This is a genomic window from Kangiella koreensis DSM 16069, from assembly GCF_000024085.1.
Taxonomy (GTDB): Bacteria; Pseudomonadota; Gammaproteobacteria; order Enterobacterales; family Kangiellaceae; genus Kangiella; species Kangiella koreensis.
In genome coordinates, this window is sequence record NC_013166.1 from 1,364,475 (window position 1) to 1,379,235 (window position 14,761).

Annotated in this window: 14 protein-coding genes and 1 pseudogene; 9 read left to right on the forward strand and 6 right to left on the reverse strand. The window is 43.3% G+C overall.

The annotated features are described in order from the left end of the window. Positions 1–61: 61 nt before the first annotated feature. Positions 62–469: a Cd(II)/Pb(II)-responsive transcriptional regulator gene (gene cadR / locus KKOR_RS13405; RefSeq protein WP_012801198.1), complete on the reverse strand. Its 408-nt coding sequence runs from the start codon at positions 467–469 to the stop codon at positions 62–64. A 75-nt stretch (positions 470–544) separates the two neighbouring features. Between cadR and KKOR_RS06360 the strand changes: the two genes are divergently transcribed. The 3 genes from KKOR_RS06360 (at position 545) to KKOR_RS13770 (ending at position 2,971) form a co-directional block, all read left to right on the forward strand. Beyond that, a complete protein-coding gene (locus KKOR_RS06360; RefSeq protein WP_012801199.1) occupies positions 545–1,447 on the forward strand; it encodes a cation transporter in 903 nt (300 codons plus the stop codon). 34 nt (positions 1,448–1,481) lie between these two features. Next, positions 1,482–2,369, forward strand: coding sequence for a cation diffusion facilitator family transporter (locus KKOR_RS06365; protein WP_012801200.1), 888 nt, complete (start codon positions 1,482–1,484; stop codon positions 2,367–2,369). Positions 2,370–2,680: 311 nt separating this feature from the next. Next, on the forward strand, positions 2,681–2,971 hold the full coding sequence (locus KKOR_RS13770) for a bile acid:sodium symporter (protein WP_197047990.1): 291 nt from the start codon (positions 2,681–2,683) through the stop codon (positions 2,969–2,971). Between the two features lie 378 nt (positions 2,972–3,349). Here KKOR_RS13770 and merA read toward each other — a convergent pair whose 3' ends face one another. The 5 genes and pseudogenes from merA to merR form a co-directional block, all read right to left on the reverse strand. Continuing rightward, complete coding sequence (gene merA, locus KKOR_RS06370; RefSeq protein WP_012801201.1) at positions 3,350–4,987, reverse strand: mercury(II) reductase; 1,638 nt, start codon at positions 4,985–4,987, stop codon at positions 3,350–3,352. A gap of 10 nt (positions 4,988–4,997) precedes the next feature. Next, positions 4,998–5,443 (reverse strand): annotated as a pseudogene (merC, locus tag KKOR_RS06375) (organomercurial transporter MerC). Between the two features lie 13 nt (positions 5,444–5,456). Beyond that, positions 5,457–5,732, reverse strand: coding sequence for a mercury resistance system periplasmic binding protein MerP (gene merP, locus KKOR_RS06380; protein WP_012801202.1), 276 nt, complete (start codon positions 5,730–5,732; stop codon positions 5,457–5,459). A 34-nt stretch (positions 5,733–5,766) separates the two neighbouring features. Beyond that, on the reverse strand, positions 5,767–6,114 hold the full coding sequence (locus tag KKOR_RS06385; protein WP_012801203.1) for a mercuric transporter MerT family protein: 348 nt from the start codon (positions 6,112–6,114) through the stop codon (positions 5,767–5,769). Positions 6,115–6,198: 84 nt separating this feature from the next. Then, positions 6,199–6,591 carry an Hg(II)-responsive transcriptional regulator gene (gene merR, locus KKOR_RS06390; RefSeq protein ID WP_012801204.1) on the reverse strand — a complete coding sequence of 131 codons (393 nt, stop codon included), beginning with the start codon at positions 6,589–6,591 and terminating at the stop codon, positions 6,199–6,201. A gap of 395 nt (positions 6,592–6,986) precedes the next feature. Between merR and KKOR_RS06395 the strand changes: the two genes are divergently transcribed. From KKOR_RS06395 to KKOR_RS06420, 6 genes are all read left to right on the forward strand, one after another. Next, entirely contained in the window at positions 6,987–7,364 is a 378-nt protein-coding gene (locus KKOR_RS06395) for a BlaI/MecI/CopY family transcriptional regulator (protein ID WP_012801205.1), read from the forward strand. Positions 7,365–7,372: 8 nt separating this feature from the next. After that, on the forward strand, positions 7,373–8,350 hold the full coding sequence (locus KKOR_RS06400) for a M56 family metallopeptidase (protein WP_012801206.1): 978 nt from the start codon (positions 7,373–7,375) through the stop codon (positions 8,348–8,350). Between the two features lie 114 nt (positions 8,351–8,464). Then, entirely contained in the window at positions 8,465–9,685 is a 1,221-nt protein-coding gene (locus KKOR_RS06405) for a TolC family protein (protein WP_049756755.1), read from the forward strand. 2 nt (positions 9,686–9,687) lie between these two features. Continuing rightward, positions 9,688–10,926, forward strand: coding sequence for an efflux RND transporter periplasmic adaptor subunit (locus KKOR_RS06410; RefSeq protein ID WP_012801208.1), 1,239 nt, complete (start codon positions 9,688–9,690; stop codon positions 10,924–10,926). 9 nt (positions 10,927–10,935) lie between these two features. Beyond that, positions 10,936–14,064, forward strand: a complete 3,129-nt coding sequence (locus KKOR_RS06415; protein ID WP_012801209.1) for an efflux RND transporter permease subunit — start codon at positions 10,936–10,938, stop codon at positions 14,062–14,064. After that, positions 14,057–14,752: a HupE/UreJ family protein gene (locus KKOR_RS06420; protein ID WP_012801210.1), complete on the forward strand. Its 696-nt coding sequence runs from the start codon at positions 14,057–14,059 to the stop codon at positions 14,750–14,752. The genes KKOR_RS06415 and KKOR_RS06420 overlap by 8 nt, the downstream gene beginning before the upstream one ends. Positions 14,753–14,761: the final 9 nt, after the last annotated feature.

The window sequence follows — 14,761 nt, forward strand, 5'->3', positions numbered from 1 at the left end:
TCCCTTTAGGAGCCGGCAACCTTCTATATTGGAATAGGTTCTACCGCGTTAAAAAGTGCTATTAACTCATGATTTTTTGTGTCGCGATTAAATTTTTTAGGATTTCGCATTTTTTCACAGTTCCCTGACTGGGACAGCTGTGTAGAAGTGAAGCCAGTTGATTTTCCAGATTGATTAATTCTTCAATCCGTGCCCGGACATGATTTATATGGGACGAAAGCATATGGCTGACTTCATCGCAGGGAGCATTAGGCGAGTACCTTAACTCTAATAACTGCCGGATCTCAGATAAACTAAGGTCAAGGCTTCTACAACGCTTAATAAACAATAGATGTTCGACTGATGCATCATCGTACAGCCTGAAGTTGCCCTCACTCCGCTGAGTTTTTGGAAGTAGGTGTTCTTTTTCATAATAACGTATCGTTTGAACCGAACACCCGGTTAATGTTGAAAGTTCACCAATTTTCATATCTGAGCTTCGCCCTTGACTCTATAGTGACTAGAGAGTTTAAACTACTAGTGTCCATTAATACAAGGTATACCTATGAGCCAGAAATGTAACCGTGACGGCAAAGCCGGTGCTACAGATAAAACACAAGATATTACTAACGACGATAAGTTATTTGAAGGGGCACATGTAAGCGAATACCACGTTCCTAAAATGGACTGCCCATCAGAGGAAGGCATGATCCGAATGGCACTGGACAGTCTTGAGCCAAGTGTAATCCTTGAGTTTGATACACCTAAACGCATAGTTAGAGTGTTTCATCACCTTGAACTCAGGGACATGGTAGAAGACCGGATAACGTCTCTTGGACTTGGGGCTAGATTGGAATCAACCAACGCTGTGGACAGCGAGATTATCCACAAAGCAAGGTTGACGGCACAAAATGAAGAAGCAGAGGAAGCTGGGATACTTAAAATGCTATTAGCTATTAATGCAGTGATGTTTATTACAGAACTTGTTATCGGCTGGTGGGCACAATCGACTGGATTGATAGCTGATTCATTGGATATGTTTGCCGATGCAGCAGTGTATGGGGTGGCACTATACGCCGTTGGGCATGGCGTCCGAAAAAAACTCCGTGCAGCGCATATATCAGGGTGGATACAGGTTATTTTAGCTCTGGGTGTATTAACCGAAGTTGTGAGGAGACTGGTTCAAGGGAGTGAGCCTGAGTCAAACCTTATGATGGTGTTTGGCTTAATTGCCTTGGTAGCAAATGTCTGGTGCTTAATCTTAATTGCCAAAAAGCGAAATGGCGGCGCTCACATGAGAGCAAGTTGGATTTTTTCTGCTAACGACGTCATCGCCAACCTTGGTGTTATTATTGCTGGGGGGTTGGTAGCATGGACGGGGTCGCAATACCCAGACTTAATCATTGGGTTTATCATTGGATTAATTGTTTTAGTTGGCGGTTTTCGTATATTGAAGATCAAATCCTAAAGTAGGAATAGAGTTCCACAAAAGGTAATCTTAAATGCATGATCATTCGCACTCACATGGTTCAAATAATCGTATAGGTTGGGCATTTTTTCTGAATGTCACCTTTACCATTATCGAGTTTATAGGAGGCATCTTAACTAATAGTACCGCCATCATGGCCGACGCCGTTCATGATCTTGGCGACAGTTTATCCATCGGATTTGCTTGGTTCCTTAGTAAAGTTAGTGAAAAAGGTTCAAATTCAGAGTTCACCTATGGTTACCGCCGGTTATCATTGTTCGGTGCACTTATTAATGGTCTAGTTCTGATTATTGGTTCCGTCTGGGTTCTGACAGAAGCTATCCCTAAACTCCTGCAACCAGAAATGCCTATGGTTGAGGGCATGATCGCGTTAGCCGTGTTTGGGGTGCTAGTTAATGGTTTTGCGGCTTATAAATTAAGTAAAGGTAAAACTCTTAATGAGCGTATACTCAACTGGCATTTACTGGAAGATGTACTTGGTTGGGTTGCAGTTTTAATCGTTTCCATCGTACTTCTTTTTGTTGACTGGCCCATTCTTGACCCAGCTTTGTCGTTTCTTTTCACTCTCTATATTTTAATTAATGTTGCTAAAAACCTTTGGCACACTATAAGGTTATTTTTACAGGCAATCCCTGACAAAGAACTGTCAAAATCAGTATACAAAACCTTAATAGAACTTGAAGAAGTGGACAGTATCCATCACCTGCACTTGTGGTCATTGGATGGAGAGCATCACGTACTTACTGCTCATCTAGCTCTACAGGATGCACTATCTATGCAGCAACAGCTGGAGTTAAAAAAATCTATAGCAGAACGATTGAGTAAATTTAATTTAGAGCATACGACTATTGAGCTTGAAATGACTGACGAGCAATGCCGCGATGCTTCTGAAGCTTTGTAATTGGGAGAGTACAGCTATAATTTATATTGTGGCCGCACAGTAACTGGTACCCTTGACTTATGCGTCGATTAATTTATTTCGTTGAATCAAATCTTGTTTGGTTTGTGATTATTGTAGCTGGAGTTGGCCTGATATTGCCCGAATCCGGGAAGTACCTCGACTCCTCAATAGCCCCTTTACTTGTGATTCTGATGTTTGTGATCAGCCTTACATTTGATGCACATGCCGTACGAATAGTCTTTCGCAAACCGTCAAGACAGTTTTTGGCAATGGGGCTCGTCTATGGCCCGATTCAATTGCAGGCTTCTTGACTGGTCGCCTTTTTCAATGCGGTCAATACAGCCTTTTCTCCTTTCGTAGTTCCGCTCCTTTTTCTATGGCTGACAGGGATACAGCTAGAAGTCCCTCTCGTTTCCATCATCCTGGAGTTAGCTCTAGTTGTTTTAGTGCCTACAATTCTCGGTGTAACCTTACGCACCAACTTTCCGACGATTATTTCAAAGCATGATTCGACTTACGCAGGAATTGGGTCAGTCTTCTATCTTGTAATATTACTTGCGGTAGTGGCTTCCAATGCAGAAACCATCATTGGTTATGGATAGTATGCTTTTGTAATTGCTGGAGCAGCTTTAAGTCTAAATCTTTGTGGCTACTTAATTGGAATGGTTTCACGGTTTATAACGACAGACCGACCGGAAGTCATCGCATACCTATTTACTGTCAGCAAAAAAGAATTTAGCATTGCAGCGGCTTTTGTGGCTGCATCCCGGTTGCCATCAGAAATAGTAATACCAGCCACATTCTTTGCAGTAATTCAGATGATCACATCTCCTATTGTGGCCAAATATCTTGCTTGAGGCTAGCTCTCAAACAGTTACTGAAGAAACTTTCCACGAAGAAATATGCAGTAAATTGGTAGTACCGTATCACTGGAAACCAAAAGCAGACTCATAAATATCTTTTCTGACGAAAGATAAAGCTTACCCAGCACAGCAAGACAGTTCTTTAATATCTTTACTGAAAGTTTGTGCACAAAGCTTCAGGCCTTCCACCATAGTTAAATAAGGAAACAATTGATCCGCTAAGTCATCCACTGTCATGTGGTTGTGAATCGCCAGTGCCGCGCTCTGGATAATCTCGCCGCCATCATGAGCTAATACTTGGGCTCCGATCAGGCGTTGGGAGCCAGCTTCAACCACCAGTTTGATGAAACCCTGAGAGTCGAAGTTAGCCAGTGCTCGAGGCACGTTTTCCAGTGGCAATACTCGACTTTCGGTCTCAATATTCTGTGCATGAGCTTCTTGTTCTGACAACCCTACCGTTGCTACCTGCGGTTCGGTAAAGATCACGGCTGGCATCGCGGATAGATTCAACCGAGCTTCACCCCCTGTCATGTTAATCCCTGCACGACTGCCTGCCGCTGCCGCGACATAAACCAGTTGCGGCATGTTACTACAATCACCTGCTGCGTAAATATGTGACTGTGATGTGCGCATCTGATCACCTACAGTGACCGCTCCATTGGCCTCTTTTTCTACACCGGCAGCGGCAAGATTAAGCTTACCGGTATTAGGTGCACGGCCGGTGGCGACCAGCAATTTATCGCCACGAATTTCTCCTTGCTCGGTATCAAGGATAAACTTATTATCTTCATAAGACACCTGACTGGCTTGGGTATGTTCCAGTACGCGAATGCCTTCCTGTTCAAAAGCTACGGTTAAGCCTTCTCCCAACAGTGGGTCTTCACGGAGCAATAAAGTACTGCGAGCCAAGATAGTGACCTCTGCACCCAGCCGACGATAAGCTTGAGCAAGTTCGACAGCCACAACTGAAGAGCCTATCACTAACAAGTGCTCAGGTAGCTCAGTTTCGAATAAAGCTTCCGTCGAAGTCCAATAAGGGGTATCAACCAGGCCTGGAATAGGAGGAATAGATGGCTGACTGCCGCTGGCAATCAAAAAGCGATCTGCAACCAGCTCTTGCTCGTAACCATCTTTGTTGCGAATAGTTAAGGTATGAGTATCTTTAAAAGATGCATAACCTTGTACCAATGACAATGCTGGATTGGTATCCAGAATATGCTGATATTTGGCGGCACGTAACTCTTCCACGCGTGCAGTTTGTTGTTTCGCTAACAAGCTACGATCCAAAGAAGGTTCATGATTTTCTAGACCGTCGAAAGGATTGTTACGCTGCTGTTCAGCCAGCTGGGCAGCCCGGAGCAGAATTTTCGAAGGTACACAACCGACATTAACACAACAACCTCCGATCACATCTCCAGCTTCAACGAGTGTGACTTGTGCTCCATTTTCCACTGCCTTGATAGCACAAGCAAAAGCAGCCGAGCCAGTACCGATGATAGCGACATGCAGCGACTTTTTGTCAGTCACATCTTCACTATCGCAGCCATCTAACGCGACAGGTTGAGCCGTGTAGCCAAGAGCTTTGATGGTATTGATTAGCGTCTGTTCATTGACATCAGATTCTGCTTCGACGACTGCACTGGATTTCGTATAAAAAACGGTGGCATTTCTGACGCCAGGCATGACGATCAAGGCATCTTCGATCTGCTGAGGGCATCTTTCACAAGTCATTCCAGAGATGGAGAATTTACGCATAAAGACCTCCTTATGGATTTGAGTGAGTGTTGTCGGCAGGAAGCACACAACTTTCATTGTCACAGCGTTTATTCGCTGGCGAAAAAATATCCCAGATTGATACCGCTACCATCAGTGCCAAGGCTGAGTACGTCACATAAGTGCTCCAGGCATATTGAAAGAACGGATAAAGTGATAGCAACAACAGAATAGGCCCTAGCATACCAAGCAGGTTACGATGCCACTGCTTGTGACCAATCCAGCCAAGTCCGTTAACTATTAGGCTAACCCAAGCCAATATAGGCAAGAGTGTATTGATAAAGAACCACTACCACTGACTGAGGAACCCTGCCCGATGGCTGCCCCCAAGCTGGCGATGGCCGGAAAGCACATGGCACAACCCATGGCAGACACCACGGCACCTAATGAGCTGGCTTTGTCGCCAATGCGGGTAAAAAGACTCAGCAGGTTCTTCATTAGTATTCGTCCTTTATTGCTTTACCACAGATGGATAGCCGGCATTTTTTGTGGCCTCGGTCAGCTTTTCCACCGTAGTTTTTTCATCATCAAAAGTGACCACGGCTAACTTATCTTCGAAGGTCACTTCAGCTTTGGTAACTCCCTCAACCTGTTGCAATGCTTTTTCCACCGTAATCGGACAAGTTACGCAGGTCATCGTGGGAACTTCAAGCATGACTGTTTGCTGCTTGGCAAACGCACCCAAGCTAAGTATTGATAGTAGGGATAATAGTGCAATTTTTTTCATCTTCTTCTCCAAGGGTTATTTCTCAACGATATAATTAAGCAAACCAGATAATCCAGTAATTGCTAGTGACTAATATTAATGCAATGAAGGCGGTTACCCAGAAAATGATCTGCCGGCGCTTACGTACTTGTGGCATTGCACAAGCGGTTCCAGGCTCACACTCTTCTATAGGTCGATAAACTTTCCAACCGGCAAAACTAAATAAAACCAGTACCAGCAAGATAAAAATAGGGCGGTATGGCTCCAATACGGTCAGATTGCCAATCCAAGAACCACTAACGCCTAGTAGTAACAAGACTAAGGGCCCAGCACAACAAAGCCCAGCACCAATAGCAGCAGCAATACCACCAACTAGCGGTAAACTGGTATCGTTTTTTGCCATGGCTTACTCCACTTCAAATGTTCTGATAGAAAACAGTATAAACTCCGTATCCAAGTACGGAGTCAAGGGATTTAGCGATTGTTATTAGTTGTTTTCTGGGAGAAGGGAAGTAATAATCGGGCAATGTGCCTGTTCAGTGTTGCTTGCACATTGTTTCAGTAAATCATTAAGACTGGTTTCTAAGCGGCGTAGATCAGCCATTTTTGCACGAACACTGGCAAGTTTGTGGTTTGCTATACTTTGTACTTCTTGGCAAGAAGTCTCTTCCAGCATCAGCAAGTTAGCGATCTCATCCAAGGAAAACCCTAACTCTTGAGCACGTTTGATAAACCGAATGCGATTCAAAGTCGTCTCAGGATAACGACGATAACCTTTAACGGGTTTTTGGGGCTGTTCAATTAAGCCGCACCGTTCATAATATCTAACGGTCTCAACGTTTACGCTTGCCAATTTGGCAAGTTGACCAATTACATACATAATTTAACCGTATTGTCGGTACTGAAGTGGGTAGTAAAATTCTAAGTTGAAAGTACGAATATAACAAACAGTGTATCAATAGCGCAAAGTCTGCTGTTAGTTCGTTGAGATATTCAATATATTTCATATGGTTAAACTATTTTTTGGTCGATTTATCACGAATCGTGGCCGTACCTCAATGAAATACCAGCATTGATTTCATCGTGGAAGACATTGAAGTAAAACAGCCTAACTTTGATTCAAAAAAATCCTGAAGTCCTCTTGTGAAGAGTTAGTATATGCTTCAGTTTAATACCTCATGAATCAACATAGAGGTCATTAATTATCAAAACCGATTGACAGTCGGTTTTATCCTGTGCGAGGATGCCAACACATCAAATTGAACTGATATTTCAATGGTTTTAGGCGAACTCGAAAAACAGGTGCTGCAATATTTATGGGCCCACCCAGACTCGGATGTAAAGCAGGTTCACTCTGTGCTGGCTACTCAGCGTGGTGGGGGAACACTGAATACTATCCAAAGCACCCTCGATCGTCTCTTTAAGAAAGGTGTGTTGTCGCGCCATAAAAAAGGGCTGGCTTATTATTACCAGGCTAAACTCGATCGTGAACATCTAATTGCCAAGCTGATTGATAATGTCACCAGCGATTTCATTTCTGAAGGTGAAAACAGTCTAATTGCAGCTTTCTCTTCAATTTCCTCAGATCTTGATGACTCCCAACTTGAAGAGCTTGAAAATCTCATCAAGCAACAAAGAAAATCGAGGGGTTAATAAGCAATATGGTAGTTGGTGATTGGGCTTTAATTCTAAATTTAGTCAGTATCGGGTTGCTGGGGTTGTTTATTATCCACGCACTACAATCGATATTTTGGCTTTTTATTTCTGAAAAGCTAGCGGACTTCAGCCCAAAGCATAGAAAGAGCTTACTACTGGTGTGGGTTGCATGCCCTTATGTGCTAAGTACAGTCATTACACTATTTTTCTACCTCTCTATCACAGGCCCTTTTGAACTACTCGATGAAGTAGCTCATTGGCATCATGCTTACGTTTTCCACTTTGATAGCTGGCATGGATTCTTATTATTGGGCTTCATTGCTTACATAGTCTGGCAGTTGTCTAAAGTCATTAGACGCTGGATGATTCACAGCTCTGACATAAATAGTCTCAATTTATTGAGCAGAGTTATTAGCAGCACAAGCAATAGTAACTCAAGTCCAGAAGTACCCAATTACTATTTGCTGGATAGCGCTAAGCCTGCTGCTTTTGTTGCTGGGATCATTAAACCAAGATGCTATCTTACAAACGGTTTAAAGCGGCAGTTGACTGAAGAAGAGTTAAATATCGTATTACAGCATGAACAGGCGCACTTAACTTCCAATGATGCGTTATCTAAAGGTCTATTTAATTTACTTTGTATTTTCTATCCAGGTTTTATTAAAAAGCCAATCAAGCAGAGTTACGCTTTAGCACTTGAGCAAATTGCTGATCAGAAGGTACTGAAGTCGCATACAGGATTAGATGTCGCAGCAACTTTGGTAAAAGTTGCCAAGCTTCAAAGCTCATACAAAACTAATTTTAGCTACTGCTATTTCGGTTCAGAGCACATAGCCCTGCGGGTTAATGAGTTAATTACACCCGGCCATAAAAAGAGTTTTCCTATAATAATCAGCCTAATCAGTTTTGCGTTATTGTTGTTCTCAACGCTGTCAGTTATTGACGCTTCGCATCATCTTATCGAATCTTTATTTACACACTAATCAGGTTCCTTTATGACGTTTAATTCCTCATCAAACAGGTCTTGTAAACCGATTACCAGTCGGTTTTATCAACGAACACATTTTTGGTGTTCGCGATATCTATTAGCTTGTTTAATGCTCTTTAGTATCAGTGCAGTAGCAGAAACTACTGATAGCACCTACCCAGTTACTTTAGACGAAGCTATTCAAATGACTTTGCAAAACCATCCCGAGATGTCTCGATACCAATACCAAAAGCAACGCTTTGATGGTCTGGTAAAACAGGCGAGTGTGGGTCAAAAGCCAAAACTTGACGTCACTATAGAAGATGCTTTTGGTTCAGGTGATTACAGTGGGTTTGATATAGCCCAAACAACGATTGGAATTACCTGGATATTAGATGGTGATTTGATTGATGGGCGGGTTAAAGCATCAAAGCAAGCTGCATCACAAGTAAATTTTGAAAGAGATATTCAAGCCTTAGATTTATCGGCTAACACAGCTAAGATATTTATCGAGCATGTAGCTTTGCAGGAACAAATCAAGTTAGCTCGATTGAATCTCAAACAAACAGAGGAAGCTTATCAATCCATTGTGAGCCGAAACCAAAAAGGTAAAGGCTCAACAATTGACACTATTCAGATGAAAGCCAATGTGGCGCGTGCAGAATTGATGATTGAGGATTTAGAGCATGAGCTGAAAGCCAGTCAGCGACGCTTCCTGAACCAGGTTGGAGAGCAAAGCAGGTTGCTGACTCCGAAAGGCAACCTTTTTTCAATTCCAGACATAAACTCTTTTGATGAGTCATTGGTTAAACTTAAGCAGCACCCAAGATTATCATCCTTTGCCAATAAAAGCCGTGTTCTTGAATCTCAAATCGAATTGGCTCGAATTGAAGCAGAACCCAAGTGGGAAATATCTACTGGCGTGAGGCGTTATGAAAGAACCAGTGATGTCGGTATCGTTGCAGGTTTTTCCGTGCCACTTGGCAGCAGTAGTAGCAATGCTGGCAAAATTCAATCTTTACGTGCAGAGCAATCTATTTATCAAGTCGAAGCAGAAGTTCTTAAGCGAGAACTCAACACCCAACTGTATGTCTTGTTGCAGGAAATTGAGCACAGCAAACATGTAATCGATGTTAATCAGGAAACCATTATTCCGCTTTTAAAAGAAGCCAAAGAAGAAGTTAATAAAGCCTATGAAATAGGCCGAACAAGTTACCTTCAATGGTTCAACATCCATCAAGACTACCTGGCCGCACATTTAAATTTAATCAGTACCTATAAAACGCTGCATCTGCAAAATATTGAGCTACAGCGACTGACCGGTACTTCATTAGAAACTTTAGAGAACTAATTATGCATAAGTTTACTATCAAAGCGATTTTAATCAGTTTGTTAATGTTGGTTTCAGTTGGTTTTACGTCTGAAGTCGCTGCATTTTCTGGTTCTTCAGAAGTGGAAGAAGAAGTCGTAGAGAAAGGTCCACACAATGGACGCATGCTACGCCAGGATGGTTTTGCGATTGAACTGTCAATCTTTGAAACAGGTGTGCCACCAGAGTTTCGTGTATGGGTAACTAAAGATGGCGACTCCGTTGCGCCAGAGCAGGTTGATTTGAACGTTAAGCTGACACGTCTGGGGGGAGTCGTTGATGATATCAACTTTCAGCCAGAAAATGATTACCTCAGAGGCGATATGGTGATCTATGAACCACACTCATTTTTGGTAACGGTTACGGCCAATCATCAAGGGACGTCCTATAGTTGGGAGTACGATAACTTTGAGGGTAGAACTGAAATCGCCGATAAGGTCGCGCAAGCAATGGGCATTGAAACTGGCATTGCCGGTCCAGCTACCTTGCACCAGACTATCGAGGTTTATGGTGAACTGAAATGGCCACCCGGAGCACAGCGCCAAATTAAAGCTCGTTTTGCAGGTGAAATTCGTAAGGTCTATGTTGACCTGGGTTCATCAGTAAAAAAAGGGGAGGTTTTAATGACCATTGAAAGTAATGAGAGTCTAAAACCTTATTCTATCCGTTCACCGATTACTGGTGTAGTAACTGATTTATTCTCCAATGAAGGAGAGCAGGCCAACGCTCAAGTTTTACTGGAGGTTACAACAACCGATAAGCTGGTTGCAGAGTTAGCTATTTACCCAACAGACAGGGCAAAGGTGAAACTTAATGCACCTGTTGAATTGATGATTAGCGGGTTTGATACTCCAGTTCGCTCAACCATTGATAGCAGCCTGCCTCAGACTCGCTCTGACCAGGCGAAGCTTTACCGCGTTAAAGTCGATAACACTGAACTCGGGCTTAGTGAAGGACAGTTTGTCACCGCTAAAATTGAAGTGAATACTCTGGAAGTTCCCTTGGCTGTAAAAAGAACTGGATTACAGGCATTCAGAGATTTTACGGTCGTCTATGCCAAAGTAGGCGAGCAGTACGAAGTGAGAATGCTTGAGCTTGGTGAACAAGATAGCGAGTGGGTTGAAGTTCTGGGAGGACTTGAACCTGGCACCGAATACGTTACTGAAAACAGTTTTATTATCAAAGCCGATATCGAAAAATCCGGCGCGTCGCACGACCATTAGGAGTGAGCAATGCTGGATAAAATTTTACGATTTTCGATACATCGAAATTTTTTAATACTGATTGCAGTTCTCGCTTTAGCGGGGCTTGGGCTTTGGAATTTTAAAAAGCTGCCGATTGATGCGGTACCTGATATCACTAATGTGCAGGTTATGATCAATACGGAAGCGCCCGGTTATACGCCACTTGAGGTTGAGCAGCGTGTCACCTATCCATTAGAAACCGCATTAGCTGGCCTGCCTGGTTTAGCCAACACGCGCTCAGTTTCACGTTATGGCCTGTCACAGGTTATCGCTATATTTGACGACGAAACTGATGTCTATTTTGCAAGACAACTGGTCAATGAGCGACTTGTTTCTGCTAAATCAGAATTGCCATCGGGCCTTGAGCCAGAGCTTGGTCCTATAGCAACTGGCCTGGGTGAAATTTTCATGTTCACCGTTGATGCTGAACCTGGAGCGGTTAACGAAGAAGGTGAACCCATTACCCCAATGGATTTACGGACGGTCCATGACTGGATCATTCGACCGCAGTTAATGCGCGTTCCGGGTGTAGTCGAAGTTAACCCGATCGGCGGTTATGAGCGTGAAATTCTAGTCGCTTTTGAGCCGAAAAAACTGCTTGCGTTTAAATTAACTCAGGCTGATGTTATTTCAGCGATTCAACAGAACAATGCCAATCAGGGCGCCGGTTTCATTGAGCAAAGTGGTGCTCAATGGCTGATACGTATTCCCGGTCAGGCTGAAAACCTGGAGGCTATTGAATCTATTCCATTAAGCACTCAAAACGGTTCAAGCATCAGAGTATCGGATGTGGCTACAGTGAGCGAAGGCCACGGCTTGAGAACTGGCGCAGCCACACAAAATGGGCGTGAAGTTGTCATGAGCACCGTCTTCATGTTGATTGGCGAGAACAGCCGCACCGTTGCGCATGCGGTTGGCGAAAAACTCAAAGAAATTAACGATACTCTTCCCGAAGGAGTGGTTGCGACTGCCGTTTACGACAGAACCAAGCTGGTTGACGAAACCCTGAAAACGGTAACCACAAATCTCACAGAAGGTGCCTTATTGGTCATCGTCATTCTGTTCCTGTTGTTAGGCAATATTCGTGCAGCTTTCTTGACCGCATTAGTTATTCCTTTTGCAATGCTGATGACTATTACCGGCATGGTGCAAACACGAGTCAGTGCCAATTTAATGAGTCTCGGTGCTTTAGATTTTGGTTTGTTAGTTGATGGAGCAATTATTATTGTTGAGAACTGTCTGCGGCGACTCAGTCAAAATAGTCATCAACAAGGTCAGCTAGCATTAAGAGAGCGTCTCGACATAGTCTTTAACGCTACGCGTGAAGTCATTCGTCCGGCCATGTTTGGTGTTTTTATCATCACTGCGGTATACCTTCCGATATTTGCGCTGGAAGGCGTCGAAGGCAAAATGTTCCACCCAATGGCCATCACTGTAGTCATAGCACTTTTAAGCGCTATGCTGCTGTCGATCACGTTCGTTCCTGCGGCTACTGCATTGCTGTTTAAAAAGCCTGTTCAGGAAAAGCACAATTACATAATGAAAGGCGCCGCGAAGATCTATCAACCAGCTCTTAGTTGGGTGTTAAAAGCTAGATGGATTGTGGTTTCAGTTGCTGCTTTGTTAGTGGTTATCAGTGGTTATCAGGCAACAAGATTAGGTAGCGAGTTTGTACCCAATCTTGATGAAGGTGATATTGCTATGCATGCGCTACGCATTCCTGGGACATCCTTGAGTCAGGCCATTGCATTGCAAGAAAGTCTTGAAGACAAAATTAAGGAAATGCCAGAAGTCGAGAGGGTCTTCGCTAAAATTGGTACTGCTGATGTCGCTACTGACGCTGTTCCTCCAAGCGTTGCAGATAATTTTATTATTTTAAAACCTCGCAGCGAATGGCCTGATCCCGACAAAACTAAAAATCAGGTGGTTCAGGAGTTGTCGGATCTAGTCAATCAAATACCCGGCAATCGCTATGAATTCTTACAACCGATTCAAATGCGCTTCAATGAACTTTTAGCTGGTGTCAGAGCAGAGCTTGCGATTAAAGTTTTTGGTGACGATTTAGAGCAACTGGCTGCGCTGGGAGATGAGATTGAAGGAGCGATAAGTTCCGTTGAAGGTATAGCTGATCTACAGGTTGAGCAAATCACTGGGCTACCAATGTTAGTCATTGAACCAGATGCAAAGAAACTGGCTCAATATGGCATCTCCAAAGCATTGTTACAGCAGCAACTTGCTACTGCCATGAGAGGAACTGTTGCCGGGAAATATTACGAAGGTGATATTCGTTCAGACATAGTTGTTCGACTGAATGAAACCAGTCGTTCCAATATGGATAACCTTAATCGCTTACCCATACAAATTAATGGCGATACGGCAGTTCCTTTACAGGAATTAGCAACGGTGAAACAAGTTATTGGCGCTAACCAGGTCAACCGTGAGAATGGTAAGAGGAGGGTGGTTGTAACTGCTAATGTCAGAGGTCGAGATCTCGGTTCATTCGTTGAAGATATTCAAACAGCTATCAATAGTAATGTTGATATCCCTGCTGGATATTGGGTCGAATACGGTGGTACCTACCAGAAACTTCAATCAGCATCTGACCGGTTAAGCCTTGTGGTACCCTTGACGTTGCTGATGATCATTGGTTTGCTAATTTTAGCGCTGGGCTCAATTAAAGATGCACTGATAATCTTCTCAGGAGTACCACTGGCTTTAACCGGTGGCGTTGCCGCTTTGATGTTGCGTGACATTCCATTTTCAATTTCAGCAGCAGTTGGCTTTATTGCTCTATCCGGTATTGCAATTTTAAATGGACTGGTTATGGTGTCCTTCATCAGAGAGCTAATCAAAGATCGTATCACTCTGGATAAAGCTATTTTCCAAGGCGCATTAACCCGTTTAAGACCTGTGTTAACAACCGCTTTGGTTGCCTCTCTAGGTTTTGTTCCGATGGCGTTAAATACTGGCATTGGTTCTGAAGTACAGCGTCCATTGGCAACCGTTGTGATTGGTGGCATTATCTCTTCCACCTTGCTAACCCTGTTCGTAATTCCGGCACTGTATAAATTACTACACAAAGAAAATACTCCCAATAAGGAGCAAGTAAGTGAATAACAAAGCGATTAATATCTGCTTAAAAATTATTGTGGCTTTGCTGGCATTGGTTTCTGCTAATGCCTTTGCACACGGCGTTGATGACAGCACGCGAAGCTTTCTCGAAAATAATACTGGTGTGCAGTTCATTCCCTTTCTATACATTGGCGCTAAGCATATGGTGACCGGTTATGATCATTTACTGTTCCTAGCCGGTGTTATTTTCTTTCTATACAAAAGCAAAGACGTACTGTTGTATGTCACCATGTTCACCATTGGCCATAGCATCACGCTGCTGTATGGCGTGCTCAATGATATTAACGTTAATGCCTATCTGATTGATGCCATTATCGGCTTGTCCGTCGTCTATAAAGGCTTCGACAATCTTGGTGGCTTTAAGCGTTTATTTGGCCGACAACCCAACACGCAGTTAGCCGTTTTGATATTTGGCTTATTCCATGGCTTTGGCCTGGCGACCAAATTGCAAGAATTTCAATTACCTGAAGATGGCTTGTTGAGCAATCTGATCGGATTCAATATTGGCGTAGAAATAGGGCAGTTTGCAGCTTTAGGCATCATCTTGTTGCTCATCAATGCCTGGCGGAAACTACCATCCTATGAAAGGTTTTCCGTTACTACCAATACACTATTGATGAGCGCTGGCTTTATGCTGATGGGCTTCCAGCTCACAGGCTACTTCTTAAACTAATAAGACAAG

What these genes read in the sequence shown, in the direction of transcription:
- cadR (WP_012801198.1), bottom strand. Translation starts at nt 469, where the DNA reads ATGAAAATTGGTGAACTTTCAACATTAACCGGGTGTTCGGTTCAAACG.
- KKOR_RS06360 (WP_012801199.1), top strand. Translation starts at nt 545, where the DNA reads ATGAGCCAGAAATGTAACCGTGACGGCAAAGCCGGTGCTACAGATAAA.
- KKOR_RS06365 (WP_012801200.1), top strand. Translation starts at nt 1,482, where the DNA reads ATGCATGATCATTCGCACTCACATGGTTCAAATAATCGTATAGGTTGG.
- merA (WP_012801201.1), bottom strand. Translation starts at nt 4,987, where the DNA reads ATGCGTAAATTCTCCATCTCTGGAATGACTTGTGAAAGATGCCCTCAG.
- merP (WP_012801202.1), bottom strand. Translation starts at nt 5,732, where the DNA reads ATGAAAAAAATTGCACTATTATCCCTACTATCAATACTTAGCTTGGGT.
- KKOR_RS06385 (WP_012801203.1), bottom strand. Translation starts at nt 6,114, where the DNA reads ATGGCAAAAAACGATACCAGTTTACCGCTAGTTGGTGGTATTGCTGCT.
- merR (WP_012801204.1), bottom strand. Translation starts at nt 6,591, where the DNA reads ATGTATGTAATTGGTCAACTTGCCAAATTGGCAAGCGTAAACGTTGAG.
- KKOR_RS06395 (WP_012801205.1), top strand. Translation starts at nt 6,987, where the DNA reads ATGGTTTTAGGCGAACTCGAAAAACAGGTGCTGCAATATTTATGGGCC.
- KKOR_RS06400 (WP_012801206.1), top strand. Translation starts at nt 7,373, where the DNA reads ATGGTAGTTGGTGATTGGGCTTTAATTCTAAATTTAGTCAGTATCGGG.
- KKOR_RS06405 (WP_049756755.1), top strand. Translation starts at nt 8,465, where the DNA reads ATGCTCTTTAGTATCAGTGCAGTAGCAGAAACTACTGATAGCACCTAC.
- KKOR_RS06410 (WP_012801208.1), top strand. Translation starts at nt 9,688, where the DNA reads ATGCATAAGTTTACTATCAAAGCGATTTTAATCAGTTTGTTAATGTTG.
- KKOR_RS06415 (WP_012801209.1), top strand. Translation starts at nt 10,936, where the DNA reads ATGCTGGATAAAATTTTACGATTTTCGATACATCGAAATTTTTTAATA.